Source organism: Phytohabitans sp. LJ34 (assembly GCF_052068095.1).
GTDB lineage: Bacteria > Actinomycetota > Actinomycetes > Mycobacteriales > Micromonosporaceae > Phytohabitans.
The window spans coordinates 245107-264307 of record NZ_JBQHDG010000014.1; the positions used below are offsets into that span (position 1 = coordinate 245107).

At 72.2% G+C, this 19201-nt stretch carries 26 protein-coding genes; 17 read left to right on the top strand and 9 right to left on the bottom strand.

Going from position 1 to position 19201, the window contains the following annotated elements; translation table 11 throughout:
- Positions 1-189 precede the first annotated feature (189 nt).
- Together ACTMTJ_RS25200 and ACTMTJ_RS25205 are read left to right on the top strand one after the other, a co-directional pair.
- Positions 190-675 (top strand): winged helix-turn-helix domain-containing protein, encoded by a 486-nt coding sequence (locus ACTMTJ_RS25200; RefSeq protein WP_441220177.1) that lies wholly within the window; start codon positions 190-192, stop codon positions 673-675.
- 58 nt (positions 676-733) lie between these two features.
- On the top strand, positions 734-1606 hold the full coding sequence (locus ACTMTJ_RS25205; RefSeq protein WP_441220178.1) for a hypothetical protein: 873 nt from the start codon (positions 734-736) through the stop codon (positions 1604-1606).
- On the opposite strand, the gene ACTMTJ_RS25210 is transcribed toward ACTMTJ_RS25205, so the two are convergent.
- Positions 1603-1965, bottom strand: a complete 363-nt coding sequence (locus ACTMTJ_RS25210) for a DsrE family protein (protein WP_441220179.1) — start codon at positions 1963-1965, stop codon at positions 1603-1605. The genes ACTMTJ_RS25205 and ACTMTJ_RS25210 overlap by 4 nt on opposite strands.
- 25 nt (positions 1966-1990) lie before the next feature.
- On the opposite strand from ACTMTJ_RS25210, the gene mtfM reads away from it, so the two are divergent.
- Together mtfM and ACTMTJ_RS25220 are read left to right on the top strand one after the other, a co-directional pair.
- Positions 1991-2095: a small membrane protein MtfM gene (mtfM, locus tag ACTMTJ_RS25215; protein ID WP_269476287.1), complete on the top strand. Its 105-nt coding sequence runs from the start codon at positions 1991-1993 to the stop codon at positions 2093-2095.
- Complete coding sequence (locus ACTMTJ_RS25220) at positions 2089-2682, top strand: FABP family protein (protein ID WP_441220227.1); 594 nt, start codon at positions 2089-2091, stop codon at positions 2680-2682. The genes mtfM and ACTMTJ_RS25220 overlap by 7 nt, the downstream gene beginning before the upstream one ends.
- 13 nt (positions 2683-2695) lie before the next feature.
- Here the strand turns inward: ACTMTJ_RS25220 and ACTMTJ_RS25225 are convergent, their stop codons facing one another.
- Positions 2696-3454 carry an aminotransferase class IV gene (locus tag ACTMTJ_RS25225; RefSeq protein ID WP_441220180.1) on the bottom strand — a complete coding sequence of 253 codons (759 nt, stop codon included), beginning with the start codon at positions 3452-3454 and terminating at the stop codon, positions 2696-2698.
- Positions 3455-3471: 17 nt separating this feature from the next.
- Between ACTMTJ_RS25225 and ACTMTJ_RS25230 the strand changes: the two genes are divergently transcribed.
- The 11 genes from ACTMTJ_RS25230 (at position 3472) to ACTMTJ_RS25280 (ending at position 11071) form a co-directional block, all read left to right on the top strand.
- On the top strand, positions 3472-3894 hold the full coding sequence (locus ACTMTJ_RS25230) for a Fur family transcriptional regulator (RefSeq protein ID WP_441220181.1): 423 nt from the start codon (positions 3472-3474) through the stop codon (positions 3892-3894).
- Entirely contained in the window at positions 3891-4949 is a 1059-nt protein-coding gene (gene ygfZ, locus ACTMTJ_RS25235) for a CAF17-like 4Fe-4S cluster assembly/insertion protein YgfZ (RefSeq protein WP_441220182.1), read from the top strand. The genes ACTMTJ_RS25230 and ygfZ overlap by 4 nt, the downstream gene beginning before the upstream one ends.
- Before the next feature lie 4 nt (positions 4950-4953).
- Complete coding sequence (locus tag ACTMTJ_RS25240; RefSeq protein ID WP_441220183.1) at positions 4954-5796, top strand: 3-keto-5-aminohexanoate cleavage protein; 843 nt, start codon at positions 4954-4956, stop codon at positions 5794-5796.
- Positions 5793-6731: an asparaginase gene (locus tag ACTMTJ_RS25245; RefSeq protein WP_441220184.1), complete on the top strand. Its 939-nt coding sequence runs from the start codon at positions 5793-5795 to the stop codon at positions 6729-6731. The genes ACTMTJ_RS25240 and ACTMTJ_RS25245 overlap by 4 nt, the downstream gene beginning before the upstream one ends.
- Before the next feature lie 60 nt (positions 6732-6791).
- Positions 6792-7295 (top strand): helix-turn-helix domain-containing protein, encoded by a 504-nt coding sequence (locus tag ACTMTJ_RS25250; RefSeq protein ID WP_441220185.1) that lies wholly within the window; start codon positions 6792-6794, stop codon positions 7293-7295.
- Positions 7292-7807, top strand: coding sequence for a hypothetical protein (locus tag ACTMTJ_RS25255; protein WP_441220186.1), 516 nt, complete (start codon positions 7292-7294; stop codon positions 7805-7807). The genes ACTMTJ_RS25250 and ACTMTJ_RS25255 overlap by 4 nt, the downstream gene beginning before the upstream one ends.
- A 68-nt stretch (positions 7808-7875) precedes the next feature.
- Positions 7876-8190: a DUF2516 family protein gene (locus tag ACTMTJ_RS25260; protein WP_441220187.1), complete on the top strand. Its 315-nt coding sequence runs from the start codon at positions 7876-7878 to the stop codon at positions 8188-8190.
- Positions 8187-9074 carry an alpha/beta fold hydrolase gene (locus ACTMTJ_RS25265; protein ID WP_441220188.1) on the top strand — a complete coding sequence of 296 codons (888 nt, stop codon included), beginning with the start codon at positions 8187-8189 and terminating at the stop codon, positions 9072-9074. Before ACTMTJ_RS25260 ends, ACTMTJ_RS25265 begins: the two co-directional genes overlap by 4 nt.
- Positions 9075-9083: 9 nt before the next feature.
- Positions 9084-9821 carry an alanyl-tRNA editing protein gene (locus ACTMTJ_RS25270; RefSeq protein WP_441220189.1) on the top strand — a complete coding sequence of 246 codons (738 nt, stop codon included), beginning with the start codon at positions 9084-9086 and terminating at the stop codon, positions 9819-9821.
- Positions 9822-9850: 29 nt separating this feature from the next.
- On the top strand, positions 9851-10234 hold the full coding sequence (locus ACTMTJ_RS25275; RefSeq protein ID WP_441220190.1) for a hypothetical protein: 384 nt from the start codon (positions 9851-9853) through the stop codon (positions 10232-10234).
- Between the two features lie 9 nt (positions 10235-10243).
- Positions 10244-11071: an EI24 domain-containing protein gene (locus tag ACTMTJ_RS25280; RefSeq protein WP_441220228.1), complete on the top strand. Its 828-nt coding sequence runs from the start codon at positions 10244-10246 to the stop codon at positions 11069-11071.
- Positions 11072-11782: 711 nt separating this feature from the next.
- On the opposite strand, the gene ACTMTJ_RS25285 is transcribed toward ACTMTJ_RS25280, so the two are convergent.
- From ACTMTJ_RS25285 to ACTMTJ_RS25295, 3 genes are all read right to left on the bottom strand, one after another.
- Positions 11783-12799, bottom strand: a complete 1017-nt coding sequence (locus tag ACTMTJ_RS25285; RefSeq protein WP_441220191.1) for a LacI family DNA-binding transcriptional regulator — start codon at positions 12797-12799, stop codon at positions 11783-11785.
- The gene (locus ACTMTJ_RS25290) at positions 12796-14169 is read right to left on the bottom strand and encodes a GH1 family beta-glucosidase (protein WP_441220192.1); all 1374 of its coding nucleotides are present in this window, start codon (positions 14167-14169) and stop codon (positions 12796-12798) included. The genes ACTMTJ_RS25285 and ACTMTJ_RS25290 overlap by 4 nt, the downstream gene beginning before the upstream one ends.
- 164 nt (positions 14170-14333) lie before the next feature.
- On the bottom strand, positions 14334-15104 hold the full coding sequence (locus ACTMTJ_RS25295) for a maleylpyruvate isomerase N-terminal domain-containing protein (protein ID WP_441220193.1): 771 nt from the start codon (positions 15102-15104) through the stop codon (positions 14334-14336).
- Positions 15105-15172: 68 nt separating this feature from the next.
- Here ACTMTJ_RS25295 and ACTMTJ_RS25300 point away from each other — a divergent pair, with 68 nt between their 5' ends.
- Positions 15173-16237: a UDP-N-acetylmuramate dehydrogenase gene (locus tag ACTMTJ_RS25300; RefSeq protein ID WP_441220194.1), complete on the top strand. Its 1065-nt coding sequence runs from the start codon at positions 15173-15175 to the stop codon at positions 16235-16237.
- 4 nt (positions 16238-16241) lie between these two features.
- Here ACTMTJ_RS25300 and ACTMTJ_RS25305 read toward each other — a convergent pair whose 3' ends face one another.
- A complete protein-coding gene (locus tag ACTMTJ_RS25305) occupies positions 16242-16745 on the bottom strand; it encodes a CAP domain-containing protein (protein ID WP_441220195.1) in 504 nt (167 codons plus the stop codon).
- Positions 16746-17065: 320 nt separating this feature from the next.
- Positions 17066-17401 carry a hypothetical protein gene (locus ACTMTJ_RS25310; protein WP_441220233.1) on the bottom strand — a complete coding sequence of 112 codons (336 nt, stop codon included), beginning with the start codon at positions 17399-17401 and terminating at the stop codon, positions 17066-17068.
- On the opposite strand from ACTMTJ_RS25310, the gene ACTMTJ_RS25315 reads away from it, so the two are divergent.
- Complete coding sequence (locus ACTMTJ_RS25315; protein ID WP_441220229.1) at positions 17373-17459, top strand: hypothetical protein; 87 nt, start codon at positions 17373-17375, stop codon at positions 17457-17459. The genes ACTMTJ_RS25310 and ACTMTJ_RS25315 overlap by 29 nt on opposite strands.
- Before the next feature lie 7 nt (positions 17460-17466).
- Here ACTMTJ_RS25315 and ACTMTJ_RS25320 read toward each other — a convergent pair whose 3' ends face one another.
- Complete coding sequence (locus ACTMTJ_RS25320) at positions 17467-18261, bottom strand: class I SAM-dependent methyltransferase (RefSeq protein WP_441220230.1); 795 nt, start codon at positions 18259-18261, stop codon at positions 17467-17469.
- A complete protein-coding gene (locus ACTMTJ_RS25325) occupies positions 18258-19025 on the bottom strand; it encodes an SDR family oxidoreductase (RefSeq protein WP_441220196.1) in 768 nt (255 codons plus the stop codon). Before ACTMTJ_RS25325 ends, ACTMTJ_RS25320 begins: the two co-directional genes overlap by 4 nt.
- Positions 19026-19201 lie beyond the last annotated feature (176 nt).

Here is a 19201-nt window from a genome sequence, read left to right on the forward strand (position 1 = left end):
GCAGCCATGCTGTTGCGGCGCAGTGGCGGTGATCAATGGATTCCGGCGGGCAGTTGTCGGTCAGAAGCCTGTCAACTGGCCCTTAATTGCCTGCGGATTGCGACGTTTCGGCGACATCCAGTTGACTTCGTCAATTCTGCGGCGTTGGCTGTCCTTCACGCGACACTGTGGGCCTGGGGAGGGGATGCGGTGGCCAGCGGAGAGGTGCCGTTCGTCGTCTGCGTGTCGTCGGACGTCGCGGTCCGGGAGCGGGTGGTGCGGCGGCTGGACGACTGCGGGGCGGTCGTGCTCTGCGCCGATCTTTCCGAGCTGCGGGCGATGCTCTTTCCGGCCGGGGTTCCGGCGGTCACGTTGCCGGCGGGCGTGCCAACCAACGGTCCGGTGCGTTTCGGCGAGCTCGTCGTCGACACCACCGGCCATCTGGTCACCTGGCGGGAAAAGCCGCTGGCGCTGACCCGGCTCGAGCGGGAGCTGCTGGCCCGGCTGGCCAGCCCGCCGGTGGGCGTGTGGACGTACGAGCGGCTGTTCGACACCGTGTGGGGCGGCGCCTACCTGGGCGACACCTCGATCCTCCACTCGGCGGTAAAGCGACTGCGCCGCAAGCTGCGTGCCGCCCCGGACGGCCCGTCGGTGGAGACGGTCCGCGGGGTGGGCTACCGGCTGGCCGCCGTCTGAGACCGCCCGCCTTCGGCCCCGCAGCCGCCGGCTGGCCGCCGCCTGGCACCATGACCGGGTGAGCGAGCGAGTTGGCGCGGCGGCGTCTGGACGGAGCCGCCCCGCCCCGCGCACCCCGCCGCGCCGCCGCGGGCGCTGGCTGGTGGGGATCGTGGTGGCCTGGGCGGCGGCGCTCGGCGTTCTGGCCTACGTCTCGGTGCGAAACGACCCGCCGACCGTTCGCGACCAGCGGACCATCGGCGAGGCGAGACCGCTCGTCGACCGCGCGGTGGGCGAGCTGGCCGTCGCCGCCGGCTCCGACGCGGTGCTCTCCATCTCCGGGTACGAGGTGACGGGCGGCTGCCGCATCACCCCGTTCCGCTCGGGGGAGACGCTGGAGCGGGACGTCACCGTCTACACCGGCGAGACCGACGCGCCGGCCCTGCTCGACCGGATCGCGGAGCGGCTCCCGCGCTCGTACCAAGCGGGGGTCCACCACGGCAAGGAGCACGACACGCTGCGCGCGGACGCGGGCGAGTTCGTCTCGGTGCGGGGCGGCGCCACCGCTCCCGGCGTCGTGATCCTCACCGTCGGCACCGGCTGCCGCCCGACCGCGTCGCTCGGCGCGCAGGCGCCGGCACCCGGCGACGAAGACCGCCGCATCGCCGACCGGATGCTGGTGGCGCTGGGCGGCACGCTCGACGAGGTCACCGTGGCCGAAGCGCCCTGCCCGGCCGGCGGCACGGTCCGCACCGTCGCCGCGGCCGGCTCCCGCACCGGCGCCGGCAAGCCGCTGCGCGACGTGCTGGTGCCGCTCTTCGGCTCGGCCCAGGCCGGCCCCGCCCTCGTGGACACGGCCGAGCGGTACGCCTACCGCAGCGACGAGGCGATGGTCGCTGTCGTCGCCGGCGAGGACAGCGCGCTCGACGCCACGCTCACCACGCCCTGCTAATACACCAGCGCCTGTGCGCCGTCGGCCAGCGCTTCCTCCACGAACACGGCGGCGCCGGCGATCCGTACACCCTTGAGCAGGTCGGCCTCGGTGATCTCGCGGCGGGCGGCGCACTGGGTGCACAGCGTGACCCGGCCGCCGGCCAGCACGGCGTCGAGCAGATCCGGCAGCGGTGCCGAGTGTGGCAGCGAGAACTCCGCGGCGCGCCCGGGCAGCGCGAACCACGCCGACTCGCCGGTCAGCCACAGCGACACGTCGACGCCGCTGGCCACGGCGGTAGCGGCCACCGTAAAGGCCTGGGCGCACCGCTCCGGCGCGTCCGACCCTGCGGTTACCTTGACGACGAGGGAACGAGCCATGCGGAAAGCATAAGATTGCTCGGTCATGGTTACCGAGATCGGGTTCGTCAGCCTGCTGGTCGCGGGCTTTGGCCTGCTCGCCGGTGGCCTGGTCTATCTGGCCGTGCGCATATCAAGAGGACGCTGGTGACTGACAACCCGCTCGGACCCCCGCCCTGGCTCAACGCGCCGCCGGTCGACCCCTACCCGTTCGAAGACACGTACGACCTTCGCAAGGGGCCCGACCTCCACCACGCGCTGCTGGCCCTGCTGCCGTACATCGGGGAGTGGCGCGGGCGCGGCAAGGGCGGCTTCCCCACGATCGAAGACTTCGACTACGCGCAGGAGATCCGGATCAGCCACGACGGCCGGCCGTTCCTGCACTACGAGTCACGGGCGTGGATCCTCGACGGGCAGAGCCAGCCGGTGCGCCCGGCGATGCGCGAGGTCGGCTGGCTGCGCCCGGTGATGCAGGACGGCCGCGCGACCGACGAGGTCGAGGCCCTGCTCACCAACCCCACCGGGATCATGGAGCTGTACCTGGGCCGGGTCAACGGCACCCAGCTGGAGATGGCGACCGACGCGGTGCTGCGTACGTCGACGGCCAAGGAGGTCACGGCCGGCCACCGGCTCTACGGCATCGTCGAGGGCGCGCTGCTCTACGCCCAGGACATGGCCGCCGTCGGCCACGGCCTCTCCCCACACCTGTCCGCCCGCCTCATCCGCGTGGGCGGCTAGCACCAACCCGCAGTCAGGAGCCGAGAAGCGCGCGGAGGCGTTCGGTGTGGGTGGACCCCGGCAGGTCGTTACCGTCGAGAGCGCACACCTCCGCGAGGCCGCGTACCGACGAGGCCAGCCACACGCCGTCGACCGTGAGCAGCTCGGCCGGCTTGATCATCCGGTGTTCGGGGCGCCAGCCCTGCGACGCGGCCTGAGCGAGCAGCCACGCGGCGGTCACCCCCGGGAGGACGCCGGCCGACGGCGGCACCGTGCACAGGGCGTCGCCGTCCAGCCACACGAGGCTGGCGGTCGGGCCCTCCAGCGCGTATCCGTCCGGGGAGACCCACAGCGCATCATCCACCCCGTGCGACGCGGCCCAGCGGCGGGCGGCGAGGCTCGGGCCGTACGACAGCGACTTGACCGGCAGCCCGGACGCCGCCGGCAGCGTGCGCACCCGCAGCGAGAGCACGCGGGGCGGCACCGGCGCGATCGTGCAGAACGCGGTCATCGGCGTGCACACGAGCCGGAGCGCGCCTTCGACGTCGGCCGGCCACTCGGCGCACGCGTCCAGCACGAAGTCGCTCAGGCTCGTGGGCACCGCGAGCCCGAGCGAGGGTGCCACGGCGGCGAGGCGGGCCAGGTGCTCGTCGAGCAGCCACGGGCGCCCGTCGCGGACGAGCATCGTCTCGAAGAGCCCCTCGCCGAGCACCCCTGGGTCGTCGGCGCGCATGACCGGGGTGCCGGTGGGCACCACCCCCCGACCAAGCACCGCGACGATCGAAGCCCGCACCGAACTATTATCGGGCGGTGTCGGAAACGTCCCTCCCGGATATCCTGCGGGCCCGTGGACTGCGGCTGACCGCCCAGCGGCAGCTGGTGCTGGAGGCCGTACACGAGCTGGGCCACGCCACGCCCGAGCAGCTGCACACGGCGGTGCGCGGGGTGGCCGCCGGCGTGAATATCACCACCATCTACCGCACCTTGGAATTACTCGAGGACCTCGGGCTGGTTACCCATACGCACCTGTCGCACGGGTCACCGACGTACCACCCGGTGGGTGAGGACCAGCATGCCCACCTGGTGTGCCGGGGCTGCGGTGCGGTGAGCGAGATCGAGCCGGAGGTGCTCGCGCCGCTGGCCGGCGGGCTGGCCAAGGAGCGCGGGTTCCAGCTCGACATCGGTCACGTGGCGCTGTTCGGCACCTGCGAGGAATGTGGGGGAGCGAAATGATCGACCGGGACGGTGCGGTGGCTGTCGAGGCGCTGGAGCCGGAGTCGCGAGACGCCGGTGTGGCGGCGCACTACGGCGACCCGATGCGGGAGCAGCGCACGCTCGCCACTGACGTGGGCCTGGTCGACCGTTCGCACCGGGGCGTGGTGGCCGTGCCCGGCCCGGAGCGGGCCAGCTGGCTGCACAGCATCACCACCCAGCACCTCGCCGACCTCCGGGCCGGCCAGGGCACCGAGCTGCTCGTGCTCTCCCCACACGGGCACGTCGAGCACCACGCCCAGGTCGCCGAAGACGGCACCACCACCTGGCTCGACACCGAGCCGGGCGCGGCGGCCGAGCTGCTCACGTTCCTGGAGAAGATGCGCTTCCTCACCCGGGTCGAGCCGCGCGACGCCACCGGCGAGCTGGCCGTGCTCACGCTCGTCGGCCCGCGCGCCGCCGAGGTCGTCCCCGACCTCAAGGAGCCGGAGGTCCGCGCGGTGCCAGGCGCCAAGTTCGCCGCCGGCTCCGTGCCGGCGACACCCACGACGGTGTACGACGTGAAAGTCCTGCCGGAGGGTGGGCTCGCCCGCCGTGGCCACCTGGGCATCGACCTGCTCGTGCCGCGCGAGTCGGTCGGCGACGTCGTCGAGCGGCTGGGCGTCCCGCTCGCCGGGCTGTGGGCCTACGAGGCGATGCGCGTCGCGGCCCGGGTACCCCGGCTGGGCCTGGAGACCGACCACCGCACGATCCCGGCGGAGATCGACCTGATCGCGCCCGCGGTACACCTCGACAAGGGCTGCTACCGGGGACAGGAGACGGTCGCCCGGGTGCACAACCTGGGGCGGCCGCCGCGCCGGCTCGTACTCCTCCATCTCGACGGCGTGGCCACCGACCTGCCGCCGGCGCCGGGCACGGCAGTGACCAGCGAGGAGGGGCGCGCTGTCGGTTTTGTCGGCACCGCGCTGCGCCACTACGAGCTGGGCATGGTCGCCCTCGCGGTGTTAAAGCGAAACCTGCCCGACGACGCTGTCCTGCGGATCGGTGAGTCGGTCGCCGCGATAGATTTAGGCTGACCGGATGACGGGTACGTTGATCACGGTCGCGCCCACCGGCGCGGAGTCGTCGAAGGCGGACGTGCCGGCCCTGCCGGTGACGCCGGAAGAGCTTGTCGTCACGGCCAAAGAGTGCGAGGCGCTCGGCGCCAGCGTGATCCACGTGCACATCCGCGACGACGAGGCGCGCCCGACGCTCGACCTCGGGCGGCTGCGGGCCACCGTCGCGGCGCTGCGTGGCGCCACCGACCTGATCGTGCAGCTGTCGTCGGGCGGTGCCGTGACCGACCCGGAGGCCGACCGGCTCGCCGTGCTCGACGCCGGCCCGGACATGGCCTCGTGCACGATGGGCACCGTCAACTTCGGCGACGACGTCTTCATGAACCGCTGGGAGTTCGTCGTCGAGCTGCACACCCGCATGCGCGAGCGGGGCATCGTGCCGGAGTACGAGATCTTCGACCTCGGCCACCTCACCGCGCTCCAGCGGCTGCTCGACAAGCACGGGCTGCCGGCCGGCGAGCACGTGCACGTCGACCTGGTGATGGGCGTGCCCGGCGGGATGCCCGGCACGACCGAGGCGCTCGTCGCGTGCCGGCAGGCGATGCGCGACCTGCCCGAGGGCACGACGTTCTCCGCCACCGGCATCGGGCGCTCGACGATCCCCGTCATGCTGGCGTCGCTGTCCGCCGGCGGGCACCTGCGGGTCGGCATGGAAGACACGATCACGTACGCGAAGGGCAGCCCCGTCGAGTCCAACATGCAGCTCGTGGCCCGCGCGGTCGGGTTCGCCCAGCTGGCACAGCGCCCGCCGCTGACCCCCACGCAGGCTCGCGCCCTCCTCGGCGTGCCCGCGCCGGAGGCACCATGACCGGCGGGGTCCCGCTGGCCGAGGTCGTCCGATCTGGATTCGTGGAGGGTCTGCACCGCGGCTCGGTGGTGGTGCTCGACGCGAGCGGCGCGGTGATCGACTCGGCCGGTGACGTGAAGTCGCCGATGTTTCCGCGCTCGTCCAACAAGCCGCTCCAGGCCATCGGCATGCTCCGCTCCGGGCTGCGCCTGGTCGACCCGGCCGATCTCGCGCTGGTCTGCGCCAGCCACTTCGGCGAAGACCATCACGTGGCCCGGGTACGTGCCCTGCTGCGCAGCGCTGGGCTTGACGAGAGCGCGCTGCGCTGCCCGCCCGACCTGCCGCTCCACAAGGCGACCGCCGAGGCGGTGCTGCGGGCCGGCGGCGGGCCCTCCCGCGTGCAGATGAACTGCTCCGGCAAGCACGCCGGCATGCTCCTCACCTGCCTTGCGTCCGGCTGGTCGCTGGAGGAGTACTGGCTGCCCGAACACCCGCTCCAGGTACGGCTGCGGGCGGCGGTGGAGGAGTTCACCGGCGAGCCGGCCGCGGCGGTTGGCGTCGACGGGTGCGGAGCGCCGGTGCTCGCGGCGTCGCTGGCCGGGCTCGCCTCGGCGTTCCTGCGCCTGGTGTCGGGTGCGCCCGGCTCGGTCGAGCGCACCGTCGCCGACGCGATGCGGGCCTACCCCGAGGTGGTCGCCGGTTCGGGTGCCGAAGACACGCTGATCATGCGGGCCGTGCCGGGGCTGCTGTCGAAGGGCGGCGCCGAGGGCGTGATGGCCGTCGCGGTCCCGGACGTGGGTGCGGTGGCCCTGAAGATCGAAGACGGCCAGATGCGGGCGCGTATGCCGGTGGTCGTCTCGGCGCTGCGAAGGCTGGGAGTGGACGCGTCAGAGCTGGCTGAAGTGCCGATTCTAGGCGGCGGCGAGATCGTGGGGGCCGTCCAAGCCGTCTGGTGAGTTAGCCCACAGTTAGCAGTTTGCTTGCAAGAGCAAGCGCCCCGGCGTACGGTCGAGTGCATGGCCACCCCGAAGGATCTGCCCCGCGACATCGGCGGGTTCATCCGTGACCTGCGGCGCAATGCCAAGATTTCGCTGCGGCAGCTGGCCGACCAGGCCGGGGTCAGCAATCCGTACCTGAGCCAGGTCGAGCGCGGCCTGCGCAAGCCGAGCGCCGAGGTGCTCCAGCAGCTGGCCAGCGCGCTGCGCGTCTCGACCCCGGTGATGTACCTACGGGCCGGGCTGCTCGACGCGCTGGACGCCAAAGAGGGGCAGGGCGTGCTCGCCGCGATCGCGGCCGACCCGGACCTGACGGTTTCCCAAAAGCAGTCGCTGAGCCAGATCTACGAGACGTTCCGCCGGGAAAACGCCCGCATCGCCGCGGAGGCCCCGGCCACCGACGCCGATTCCGTCGACCCGGACGAGGCGGATTCGCAGACCACCACCCCCCAGCCCGCGAAGAAGACCGTGAAGAAGGCGGTCAAGAAGACGGTCGCACCCGCGGCCGAGGAGGAGAACCAATGACCGAGCAGAACAATTCGACCCGTATCCCCACCCCGCTCTACGCCGCCGCCGGCGCCGGTGACCTGGCCTACCAGCAGCTGCGCAAGCTGCCGGCCGTGGTCAACGAGCTGAGCGGCAAGGCCGCCGCCGGCACCATCGACCTGCGCGCCAAGGCCGTCGCCACGCTGCGGGCCGCCAACACCACGGCGACCAGCCTGCGTGACCGGGCCGCGACGACCGACTTCGACGCCGAGCGCCTGCGCGCGGCGGCCCGTCGCAACGCCGCCGCCCTCGTGGCCGGCGCCCAGGCCGCCCAGGAGCGCGCGTTCGCGTTCTACGGTCAGCTCGTGGCGCACGGCGAGCGCGTGGTCGGCACCGGTGTGGTGCGTACGGCCGACGCGGTCAACTCGGACATCGAGGCCACCGAGCCGCCGGCCGAGGTGACCGCCGCTCCGGCCAGCGAGACCGAGACGAAGCCGGTCGCCAAGAAGGCCACCAAGGCCGCCAAGCGCACCACCCCCGCGGAGAAGTAACCGACCGCCACGGCGACGGGCGCCGGCAGGGCATGGCCCGGCCGGCGCCCACGGCTAAGCTTTCACACATGGCCATCTCCGCGCCGCTGTTCTACCTCGACGTTCGGTACGTCATCGACATGGCGTTGCTCATCTTCGCCCTGGTGATCGAGGGCGTGGCGCTCGTGCACTGCCTCACGCAGCGGTCCGACGCTTTTCCGGCTATCGGCACCATTCCGAAAGGTGCCTGGCTGGCCATCCTCGGCGTCTCGCTCCTGCTGACGCTCTTCTTCTTCAGCGCGGTCAACATCTTCGGCCTGATCGGCATCGCCGCCGCCTCCGTCTACCTGCTCGACGTGCGCGTCGGCCTGCGCGACCTGACGGACGGCAAGGGCTTCTGGTGAGAGACTTCCGCTGGCCACCGCCGCCCGACGGCGGCCCGCGGACGTACGGACCGGGGCCCTCGGCGCCACGCACCGGCCGGCCGGCACTGCCCGAGCCGGCGACCGAGCTGGTCACCACACCACACGGCGTGCGGCTGGAGCGCCTCGTATCGGGTTCGGGCGACCCGGCCACCGTGTTCGCGCACGGGTTCGCCACCGGCATCTCGGCCACCCGACCCCTCGGCAGCGCGGTCACCGGGCGCAAGGTCTTCTTCCAGTTTCGCGGGCACGGGCGGTCGGATCCGCCGACCGGACCGATCACCTATGCCGACCTGGCCCGCGACCTGCGAGCCATCGCCGACCTCTCCGGTGCCACCCGCGCGGTGGGCGCCAGCCTGGGCGCCGGTGCGCTGTGCCAGCTGCTGGCGGAGAGCCCGGAGCGCTTCGAGCGGGTGGTGTTCTTCCTCCCGGCCGTACTCGACGAGCCAAGGACCACGGCGGCGCGTGACCGGCTGGCGGCGCTCGTCGACGCGGTGCAGTCCGGTGATGTGTCCGCCGTGGCGGACGCCGTCTCGGCCGAGATCCCGCCGGCGGTGCGCAACACACCCGCCGGCTGGGCGTATCTGCGGCAGCGCATCGACCAGCTGATGCGCGACGGCCTGGCGCCCGAGCTGGCCGGTCTCGCCGGCCAGGCCGCGGTCGCCGACCGCGCCGCCCTCTCCGCCGTGCCGGCCCGCGCGCTCGTCATCGGCAGCATCGGCGACGACCTCCACCCCGCGGTGGTCGCGGAGCGGCTGGCCGCCGCGCTGCCAAGCGCCGAGCTGCACATCTACGACCGGCCCGGCATCCTCTGGACCGAGCGGGCCGACCTGCGCGATCGGATATCAGCCTTCTTGAACGACTAGGACCGGATCATGGGCGTCACGCACCACGGCCGCACCCAGCGGCTCGACCTGGCCGACCCGACCCTGCGCGAGTGGGAGTGCACGGTGCTCGCCGCCGACCCGGAGCAGGGCATCGTGCTCGACCGCTCGGCCTTCTACCCGGGCGGTGGCGGGCAGCCGCCAGACCACGGGGTGCTGCTCTGGCAGGGGGTGCAGACCCGCATCGTGGGCACCCGCAAGGGCGACGACCTCTACCTCCTGCCCGCCGAGGGCGACCCGCTCCCACCGCCCGGCACGGCCGTCACCGGCGCGCTCGAAGACGAACGGCGCAGCCTCCTGATGCGCACCCACAGCGGCCTGCACGTGCTGTGCGGCGTGGTCTTCCGCGACTTCGGCGCGCTGGTGACCGGCGGCAACATGGAGCCCGGCGAGGCCCGGATGGACTTCAACCTCCCGCAGGTGCCGCCCGACTTCAAGACCTCGCTCGAAGACCTCGTCAACGCCGAGGTCGTGGCCGACCGCGCGATCGAGGTGCGGGTCCTGCCGCGCGCCGAGGCGCTCGCGATCCCCGACATCGTGCGCACCCAGACCAACCTCATCCCGCCAGACGAGCAAGAGGTGCGGATCGTCGACATCACCGGCCTGGACGTCCAGGCCGACGGCGGCACCCACGTGGCGGCGACGGCCCAGATCGGCAAGGTCCAGGTCGTCAAGGTCGAGAGCAAGGGCAAAGCCAACCGCCGAGTGAGGATCCGGCTTGGTGCGTAACCTTTTCACCGCTTGCGCGGTGAAAAGGTGTGGACAAGACGCCGAAGGTGGTTTTCGCGGCAATCGTGGTGCTAGGGCTGCCGCTTGCCGTCTGGGTGGGGTGGCACCTCGCCACCGACGGGCCGCCGCCGGCGTCCAGGCCTGAAGGGGCGGGCAACCTCGGCACCGCGCCGCCCGGCGCCTCGGCACCCGCCCGCGGCTGGCCGGGGAGGGGACCGGCCTCGCTGCCGGTGGGCGCGAGCCAGTCGGTGTCGGCCTCGCCGTCCGCGCCCGGCACGCCGGTGCCGTCGGCAACGTCCACCGCCGAGCCGGTGCCCACGCCGAGCCCGACCACCGCTCCCGAGGCGACCGCCGAGCCCACGCCGCCGCCGTCCACCCCACCGGTCAGCGCCGACCCGTCGCCCAGCGCCTGACGGGCGGTTCTGGGCCGGGTGTTCTACGCTCCCGGCGTGGTTGGTGAGTTCTTCGCGGGCGTCGGGCTGCTCGGCCGGGGCATCGGCATGTACACCCGGAACCCCCGCCTGGTCATCCTCGGCATCATCCCGGCCCTCATCTCGGGGCTGCTGTTCATCGCCGCGTTCGTGACGCTGATCTACTTCGTCTCCGACCTCGCGGAGCTGTTCACCTGGTTTGCCGACGACTGGTCCGAGGGGCTGCGCGACGCCGTGCAGTTTCTCGCCGCGATCGGCATCCTCGGGCTCGGCGGACTCATCGGCGTGCTGACCTTCACCGCGGTCACGCTGCTCATCGGCGACCCGTTCTACGAGAAGATCTCCGAGAAGATCGAGGCACGGTTCGGCGGCGTCCCGGGCGAGGTCGAGGTGCCCTGGTGGCGCTCCCTGCGGCGCAGCCTGTGGGACTCGATACGGCTGATCGCCCTCTCCCTCCTGATCGGCATCCCGCTCTTCTTCCTGGGCCTGCTGCCGCTCGTCGGCCAGACGGTGATCCCGGTGATCGGCGCCCTGATCGGCGGCTGGTTCCTCGCGCTCGAACTTGTCGGCGTGGCGTTCTTCCGCCGAGGCCTGCGCCTGCCGGACCGCCGCCGCGTCCTCGCCGGCCACCGCCCACTGGCGCTGGGCTTCGGGGTGAGCGTGTTCTGCTGCTTCCTGATCCCGCTCGGCGCGGTGCTCATCATGCCGGCCGCGGTGGCGGGCGGCACGCTGCTCGCCCGCAAGGTGCTCGGCCTACCGATCGACGCCCCCGCCCCATCGACTCCTAGCGCGCCGTCAGGATCCAATTCCCAGATCTGAGCTACCGCGATGTCCGCCGTGGTCCAGACCGCTGCTCCCGCGGCCTCACCCGTCCGCCGCTGGTCACGCGGACGCGCCTCGCTTCGCGCGCAAGTCACGGCCGTGGGTGGGAGGGCGCAGGTAGTGGCGCCGTTCGCATTTGCTCTGCTCACCCATAGGAGACACCCTGCGCCCGAGGGCTCATGCCGGCCGCCCACTATGGGGGAGCAGAGCAAAGGCAATCCAGCACACAGGGGACAGCCGCGCGGCCGCGACGCTTCATCGCAGCGCCGGGTCTGGGTGGCCCGGCGCACCCGACTGGGGTGGGCGCGGCCAAAGCGCTGGGTTAGGCCGCGGGAGCAGCGGTCCGGACCCCACACAGGGTGAGCCGGCCTCGCGGGCCACCGTCTGTGACGCAGCGTCAGCAGTCTCAGCTGAGAACGTCGAGATCTAGGACAGTTAGGGTTGATATAGCGCCCTAACCCTCCAAGATCTCGAATCTTGAGCCGCGCATGCGATGGCGGCGGTTACTCAGAGCGACGAAACCCTGTTTCGACCTCCTGCCGCCTGTTCGGCAACAGGCATTGTGGACATACACCGCTGCACCGCGGGGCCGCGCACTGCCGAGGCAAAGGGGCGACCGCGGCCAAAAGCGGAGGGTGAGGCCGCGGGAGCAGCGGTCCGGACCACCGCGGACATCGCGGTAGCCCTGATCTGTCTGAAGTGGATCCTCTAGGCGCTTTCGCGGATGACCAGCTCGGTGGGGAGGATCAGAGCTTCCTCGACGTCGTCGCCGTGGGCGATGCGGAGCAGCTGGCGGACCATCTCACGGCCGATGTCGATGATCGGCTGGCGGACGGTGGTGAGCGGCGGGTCGGTGTAGCGGGCGATCTCCACGTCGTCGAAGCCGACCACCGCCACGTCGTCGGGCACCCGGCGGCCGGCCTCGCGCAGCGTGCGGAGCGCGCCGTGTGCCATCAGATCGGACGCCACGAAGACCGCGTCGAGCGACGGGTCGTCTTCCAGGAGCTGGCGCATCGCGACCGCGCCGGACTCGCGGGTGAAGTCGCCGTTGGCCACGATCGAGCGGCGGCGTGAGCCCTTCAGCTCGTTGCGGTAGCCGGCCAGCCGGTCGACGCCGGCGACCATGTCCTGCGGGCCGGCGATCGTGGCGATCCGCTGGCGGCCGGCGTCGAGCAGGTGGCGCACGGCGGTCGCCGCTCCGCCCACCGAGTCGACGTCGACGTACGGCACCGGGGGCGTGCCCCGGCCCATCGGGCGGCCACTGCACACGACCGGGATGCCGATCCGCGCGAGCGTGCCGGGCAGCGGGTCGACGCCGTGCATCGAGGCGAACATGACGCCGTCGACGTGGCGGCCCGTCGTGTATCGCTCGACCCGGTCGTAACTGGCCGCCGAGCCCGCCATGATGAGCACGAGCTGCTTGTCGGCCGCCTCCAGCTCCTGGCTGACGCCGCGCACGATGCCGGGGAAGAACTGGTCGTCGGAGAAGACGCGGGTCGCCGACTCGGGCAGGATCAGCGCGATCGAGTCGGTGCGCTGGGTGACCAGGCTGCGGGCGGCGAGGTTGGGCACGTACCCCAGCTCGCGCACCGCCTGCCGCACCGCCTCCTGGATCGGCTCGGCGACTGTCGTCGAGCCGTTGACGACGCGCGACACCGTGGCGCGGGAGACACCCGCACGGCGGGCCACTGCCTCCAGGGTCGGGCGCTCCCGCGCGATGGTCATGACGTCAGTCCGTTACGGGCGACGACCTCGCGATACCAGAGCGCGCTGTCCTTGAGCGTGCGCCGCTGGGTCTGGTAGTCGACGTGGATGATGCCGAACCGCTTGCGGTAGCCCTCCGCCCACTCGAAGTTGTCCATCAGCGACCACACCAGGTAGCCACGCACGTCGACGCCGCGCTGGATGGCGGTGTGCACGGCGCGGAGGTGGCCGTCGAGGTACGCGATGCGGTCGGCGTCGGCGACCTGCCCGTCGGGCCCCACCTTGTCGTCGAAGGCGGCGCCGTTTTCCGTGATGTACAGCGGGGTGGTGGGATAGTCGCGGCCGATCCGCTCCAGCAGCGCGGTGAGGCCGGCCGGCTCGATCTGCCAGCCCATCTCGGTCAGCGGGCCGGCCGGTGGCAGGAAGAGGATGCCCTCGGTGCCGGGGTGGGCGAGGCCACCGCCGGGCGCGTCCGGGCGCCCCGCCACGTAGGTGGGCGAGTAGTAGTTGACGCCGAGCAGGTCGATCGCCGCCGCGATGGCCTTTTCGTCGCCATCTTGGATGAACCCCAGGTCGGTGAAGCGGCGCATGTGCTCGAGCACGTCGGGCGGGTAGCCACCGGCCAGGATCGGGTCGAAGAAGATGCGGTTGGCCAGCCCGTCGACGACCCGCACGGCCTCGGCGTCGGCCGCGCTCTCCGGGTCGGCGGGGAGCACCGCGGCGGGGTTGAGCGTGATGCCGATGTTTTCGGCGCCCGCCGCGCGCAGGGCCCGCACCGCCAGGCCGTGCCCGAGCAGCAGGTGGTGGACCGCGGCGAACGCGTCCGCGGGATCCTGCCGACCCGGAGCGTGCACGCCGGAGGCGTAGCCGAGGTAGGCCGAGCACCAGGGCTCGTTGAGCGTGGTCCAGGTGGAGACGCGGTCGCCCAGCCGGGTGTACACGGCCGCGGCGTACTCGGCGAACCAGTAGGCGGTGTCGCGGCTGGTCCAGCCACCGCGGTCTTCCAGTGTCTGGGGCAGATCCCAGTGGTAGAGCGTGACGATGGGGTCGATGCCCCGGCCGATCAACTCGTCGACGAGACGGTCGTAGAAGTCGAGGCCGCGCGGGTTGACCGGGCCGGTGCCGTCGGGCCGCACGCGGGGCCACGAGATCGAAAACCTGTATGCCCGCAGATCGAGGTCGGCCATGAGGCCCACGTCGTCCGGGTAGCGGTGGTAGTGGTCGCACGCCACGTCGCCGGTGTGGCCGGCGTAGACCTTGCCCGGGGTGCGGGAGAACGTGTCCCAGATCGAAGGGCCGCGCCCGTCGTCCCGGGCCGCGCCCTCGATCTGGTACGCCGCGGTGGCCGCACCCCATACGAAGCCGTCTGGAAACTCCAGGCCCACCGTCATCCCCTCACCACTCCCTGGCACGGTCCTTACGATTATGTGCCACGTGCCGCGGTGGAAGGGGCGCGAGCCCGCCGCCGTCCGCAGACGCCACCAAGCGGAGGGAGCGCGGCGACCGGAGCGACTGGGGCGAGCCGCCCTCGCGGAGCGAGGGCAAACGTCATCGGTCAGCCCGTACGCAGGCAGTCGAGCAGCGTGGCGTCGCCGGTGACCTCGAGCATTTCGAAGCCTACGCGGCCGTAGAGAGCCAGCAGCAGGTCGCTCGCCGTGCCCGCCGCGTACGCCCGGGCGGGGTGCTCGTCGGTGTCCAGGATCGTGCCGGTGTCGAGCAGCGCGACGCCTTCGCCCCGCAGCCGCAGGAACCACTCCTGCGACGCGTCGGTCGCGACGAGGTGCACCATGCCCTGCCGTGACGTGGGGTTGTGGCGGCGGCCGGCGGGCAGCCAGGTGTCGAGCACCTCGCTCACCCCGTCGACCGCAAGCTTGGCCTCGACCGGCTCGCCGGCCGCGATCGCCATCTGGGCGTCCCAGCGGTGCACGGCGGTCTCGTGTGCCATGCGGCGATGCCAGAAGCCGGCCTTCTTGGCCTGTGGCGCCCAGTTCCACGCGGGGAGCTCCGGGTCGAGCGCCTCCAGCGTGTCGACAAGCTCCGTGTACTCGTCGTGCCACCACTCGACCGCGGCCGGGCCGGTCGGGAGGCCCTCCGGGACGGGTACGCGGCGCGACTCCGGCGGGGAGGTGACGCCGCGGGTGGCGTGACCGCGCACCCAGCGGTAGATGGAACCGAGGTGGTGGACGAGGTCGGTGACGGTCCAGTCGGGGCAGGAGGGCACCGGCGTGTCGGGAGAGGCCTGGGTGACGGCGTCGCGGAAGGGTGGACCCTCGGCCCGAAGCCCGGCGATCCAGAAGTCTTTCGACCCGTGCAATCTGCTGGTCATAACACCCTCCCGACGCGGCCGGGCGGCCCTTGGGTTGCCCCCGTGCGGTCCAGCCTAGGGTGAATGGCGTGCCCGACGTTAGCGCCGAACTGCCTACTGCCGCCCAGCCGACCGTGCCCGATTCGCTCGCGGCCTACACCACTTTGGGCCTTGGTGGCCGAGCGCAGCGAGTATTGATCGCCACGAATGCGGATGAGCTGGCCCAAACACCCGCGAACTCGTTCATCCTTGCGGGTGGCAGCAACGTGGTCGTCGGCGACGGCGGCTATCCCGGCACGGTCGTGCTGGTCCGTTCCACCGGGGTGACGGTGCGTGACACCGAGGACGGCGCGGCGACCGTGACGGTCGAGGCCGGCGAGTCCTGGGACAGCGTGGTGGCACAGGCCGTGGAGGCCGGCTGGTCGGGCATCGAATGCCTCTCCGGCATCCCGGGGTCGGCCGGCGCCACCCCGATCCAGAACGTCGGGGCGTACGGCCAGGAGGTCGCCGAGACCATCACGGCGGTGAGGGTCCTCGACCGGACCACCGGCGAGCGCCTGGTGATGACGCCCGAGGAGTGCGGCTTCGCGTACCGCACCAGCGTCTTCAAGCACAGCGACCGGTGGGTGGTGCTCTCCGTCGACTTCCGCCTCTTCCGCTCGCGCGAGTCGGCGCCGGTGCGCTACGCGGAGCTGGCCCGGACGTTGGGCGTGGAGATCGGCGACCGGGTGCCGCTGGCCGACGCCCGCGCGGCGGTGCTGGAGCTGCGGGCCGGCAAGGGCATGGTGCTCGACCCGGACGACCCGGACACCCGCTCGGTCGGCTCGTTCTTCACCAACCCGGTGCTGGAGGCCTCGGCGTACTCGGCGCTCCGCGAGCGTGCCGCCGGCCTGGGCGAGCCGCCGTCGTGGCCGAGCCCCGACGGCGTGGTCAAGGTCAGTGCGGCCTGGCTCATCGACAAGGCGGGCTTCACCAAGGGGTACGGCCACGGCCCGGTCGGCATCTCGACCAAGCACACGCTTGCCCTCACCCATCGGGGCGGTGGCTCCACGGCCGAGCTGCTCGGTCTGGCGCGGGAGATCCGAGACGGCGTGCGAGGCCGGTTCGGGGTGACGCTCCACCCCGAACCGGTCCTGGTCAACTGCGTCATCTGACCGGTCACACCCGGCCGAAGTCCTGCGTCCACAACAGCGCGCCGTCCTTGGCCCGGGCCACGCCCACGCCGACGGCCTTGGCAGCGCAGTCGAGGATCGCCTTGCGGTGCGGGCTGCTGCCCATCCAGCCCTTGACGACCTCTGCCGGCGTGCGGTGCCCCTTGGCGATGTTCTCGCTCATGGCGTGCTTGTAGCCGGCCCGCGCGGCACGGGTCGAAAAGTCGCTGCCGTCGCTGCCGGTGTGGCTGAAGAAGTTGTTGCGGGCCATGTCCTGGCTGTGCCTATACGCGGAGTTGCTCAGCTTGGGCTCGCGTCGTACCGCACGGCAGCCCTGCTTGGCCCGCTCCTGGTTGGTCAGTCGGATCACTTCGGACTCGGCCGACGCCCGGGCGGTGCCGGTGACCGGCGCGGCGGCGTACCCCGGGACGGCGAGCGTCAGGCTCATCACGGCCGCCCCCGCGACGGCCGCCAGCGTCGCCCACGGGCCCGATCTCCCACGAGTTGACATCGCGATCACCCTCTCCGTGTGAGTCGTTCGGACAGGACGTTCAAGTACCCGAGAAAATCTCGCGAAATCACAATCTGTAACGAATATTTCCGGCGAGAACGGGGTAAAACGACAGACCGTTGCGCATCTGGGTGATCGCTCGTTACACGGAGCGTGTCGTCTTTCTCTTTCTCCCACGCCGCCCGGCGTGCCTCGATAGCTGGCCTCCTGGTCTGCGGGATCAGTGGTGCCGTCGTCGCCACGGCATCCACCGTGCTTGCGGGCACGGAGCCCCGTCCGGCGGCTGAGCGGGCCGCGGTCCAACCGGAAGGGACGCGCGGCTACGGGTACACGAAGAGCCCGAGCCCGTCGGTCAGCTCCACGACCAGCCCGTCGCCGAGTCCTTCCGTCAGCTCGACCACGAGCGCGTCGCCGAGCCCGTCGGTGAGCTCGACGACAAGCCCCAGCCCGTCGGTGAGCACCACGGCGAGTCCCAGCCCGTCGACAAGCAGCACCGCGAGCCCCAGCCCGTCGACAAGCACGACGGCGAGCGCCAGCCCGTCGGCGAGCGTCAGCGCCAGCGCCAGCGCCAGCGCCACGCCCGGACCCGGTGGCGGCCTGCCGCAGACCGGCAGCCCCGCGGTGCTGATGGCCGGCGCCGGCGCCGGGTTGCTCATCGCCGGCGGCGCCGCGATCTTCCTCGCCCGCCGGCGGCGGCTTCGGCTGACTCTCTGACCGCCGGTCAACCCTGGCCGGTCGCCACGGCCGGCCAGGAGACCGTGACTTCGCCATGACGCCAGCGGGCTGGCCGGTCCACGATCGGCCAGCCCGCCGCCCGTATGGCGTAGACCGCGCGCAGCCAACGCTGCCGAGGCCCGAACGTGGCGTACGGCGCGGCGTCCCGCCATCCTTCGTCCAATGCGGACACGAACGCGTGGACCGGCTCGCCCGGCACGTTGTGGTGGATGAGCGCTTTGGGCAGCCGCTCGGCGAGCGTGGCCGGTGTGTCCAGAGTGGACAGTTTGGCGGCGAGCGTGAGGGTACGCGGGCCGGACGCGTCGAGCAGCACCCAGGAGGCGAGGCGGCCCAGCTCGTCGCAGGTGCCCTCTACCACCGCGCCGCCCGGGGCGAGCGCCACGGCCATGGTCCGCCAGGCGGCTTCCACGGCCGACTCCTCGTACTGGCGCAGGACGTTGAACGCGCGTACCACCGCCGGGCGCAGGCCGGCGAGCTCGAACCCGCCGCGCGCGAACGTCAAGCCGGGCGGGTCGGCCATGGGCGCGGCGGCCGCCACCCGCGCGGGATCGATCTCCAGCCCCACCACGCGCACGTCGGAGCGGACCGCGGACACCAGCCGGGCGCGCAGCTCGACGGCGGTCACCGGGCTCGCGCCGTATCCGAGGTCGATCACCAGCGGGTCGGCCGCGTCGCGCAGCATCCCGCCGAGCGTGGCCGCGATCCATTTGTCCACCCGCCGGAGCCGGTTGGGGTTGGTGGTCCCGCGAGTGATCTCGCCCTGCGGCCGAGCGGCCATCAGAACACCCGGTGCACCTTGTGCTGTGCGGCCTGGGCGAGCGGGCGGACCACGATGCGGTCGATGTTGACGTGGTGCGGGCGGGTCACCGTCCACGCGATGCAGTCGGCGATGTCGTCGGCGACGAGCGGCTCGGCCACGCCCGCGTACACCGCGTCGGCTTTCTGCGCGTCGCCGCCGAAGCGGGTCAGCCCGAACTCCTCGGTGCGCACCATGCCCGGGTCGATCTCGACAACCCGGATCGGCCGGCCGCTCAGCTCCAGCCGCAGCGTCTCGGCGACCGCGGTCTGCGCGTGCTTGGCCGCGGCGTAGCCACCGCCGCCCTCGTACACGATGAGACCCGCCGTGGAGCTGAGCACGACGACGGTGCCCGCGCCCGACGCGTCCAGCGCCGGCAGGAAGGCCTGGGTCACCCGGACGGTGCCGAGCACGTTGACGTCGAACATCCACTGCCAGTCGGCGACCGACCCGCTCTCCACCGGATCCAGGCCGCGGGCGCCGCCGGCGTTGTTGACCAGGACCGAGACCGGCCGGCCGAGCTCGCCGACACCGGCGGCCAGCGCGGCCACCGACTCGTCCGACGTGACGTCGCAGGTCAGGGCGGTGGCTTCACCCCCGGCGCCGGCGATCTCCTTCACCAGGGCGTCGAGCCGGTCGGCTCGGCGGGCGGCGGCGACGACGTGGAAGCCCTCGGCGGCCAGCCGCCGGGCGGTGGCGGCGCCGATACCGCTGGAGGCGCCGGTCACGATCGCGATCGAGGAGGTCATGGCGTCGATTCTTCCTCAGGCTGAAGCCCGTCTGGCCGCGCGGCCTAACGCCGTGCGTTAGACCCCTGAGCCTGATGGTTCGCTCGCAAGCTCGCTCACGTATGAGAGGTGGATCACGTCTGGGGGCACGTTATATGCACGTTCAACTGGTTATCGGGAAGATGGGTCCGGCCGCG

What these genes read in the sequence shown, in the direction of transcription:
- ygfZ (WP_441220182.1), top strand. Translation starts at nt 3,891, where the DNA reads ATGATCGACCGGGACGGTGCGGTGGCTGTCGAGGCGCTGGAGCCGGAG.
- ACTMTJ_RS25240 (WP_441220183.1), top strand. Translation starts at nt 4,954, where the DNA reads ATGACGGGTACGTTGATCACGGTCGCGCCCACCGGCGCGGAGTCGTCG.
- ACTMTJ_RS25260 (WP_441220187.1), top strand. Translation starts at nt 7,876, where the DNA reads ATGGCCATCTCCGCGCCGCTGTTCTACCTCGACGTTCGGTACGTCATC.
- ACTMTJ_RS25245 (WP_441220184.1), top strand. Translation starts at nt 5,793, where the DNA reads ATGACCGGCGGGGTCCCGCTGGCCGAGGTCGTCCGATCTGGATTCGTG.
- ACTMTJ_RS25270 (WP_441220189.1), top strand. Translation starts at nt 9,084, where the DNA reads ATGGGCGTCACGCACCACGGCCGCACCCAGCGGCTCGACCTGGCCGAC.
- ACTMTJ_RS25305 (WP_441220195.1), bottom strand. Translation starts at nt 16,745, where the DNA reads ATGTCAACTCGTGGGAGATCGGGCCCGTGGGCGACGCTGGCGGCCGTC.
- ACTMTJ_RS25290 (WP_441220192.1), bottom strand. Translation starts at nt 14,169, where the DNA reads ATGACGGTGGGCCTGGAGTTTCCAGACGGCTTCGTATGGGGTGCGGCC.
- ACTMTJ_RS25210 (WP_441220179.1), bottom strand. Translation starts at nt 1,965, where the DNA reads ATGGCTCGTTCCCTCGTCGTCAAGGTAACCGCAGGGTCGGACGCGCCG.
- ACTMTJ_RS25285 (WP_441220191.1), bottom strand. Translation starts at nt 12,799, where the DNA reads ATGACCATCGCGCGGGAGCGCCCGACCCTGGAGGCAGTGGCCCGCCGT.
- ACTMTJ_RS25295 (WP_441220193.1), bottom strand. Translation starts at nt 15,104, where the DNA reads ATGACCAGCAGATTGCACGGGTCGAAAGACTTCTGGATCGCCGGGCTT.
- ACTMTJ_RS25310 (WP_441220233.1), bottom strand. Translation starts at nt 17,401, where the DNA reads ATGAGCAACCCGGCGCCGGCGCCGGCCATCAGCACCGCGGGGCTGCCG.
- mtfM (WP_269476287.1), top strand. Translation starts at nt 1,991, where the DNA reads ATGGTTACCGAGATCGGGTTCGTCAGCCTGCTGGTCGCGGGCTTTGGC.
- ACTMTJ_RS25250 (WP_441220185.1), top strand. Translation starts at nt 6,792, where the DNA reads ATGGCCACCCCGAAGGATCTGCCCCGCGACATCGGCGGGTTCATCCGT.
- ACTMTJ_RS25315 (WP_441220229.1), top strand. Translation starts at nt 17,373, where the DNA reads ATGGCCGGCGCCGGCGCCGGGTTGCTCATCGCCGGCGGCGCCGCGATC.
- ACTMTJ_RS25325 (WP_441220196.1), bottom strand. Translation starts at nt 19,025, where the DNA reads ATGACCTCCTCGATCGCGATCGTGACCGGCGCCTCCAGCGGTATCGGC.
- ACTMTJ_RS25255 (WP_441220186.1), top strand. Translation starts at nt 7,292, where the DNA reads ATGACCGAGCAGAACAATTCGACCCGTATCCCCACCCCGCTCTACGCC.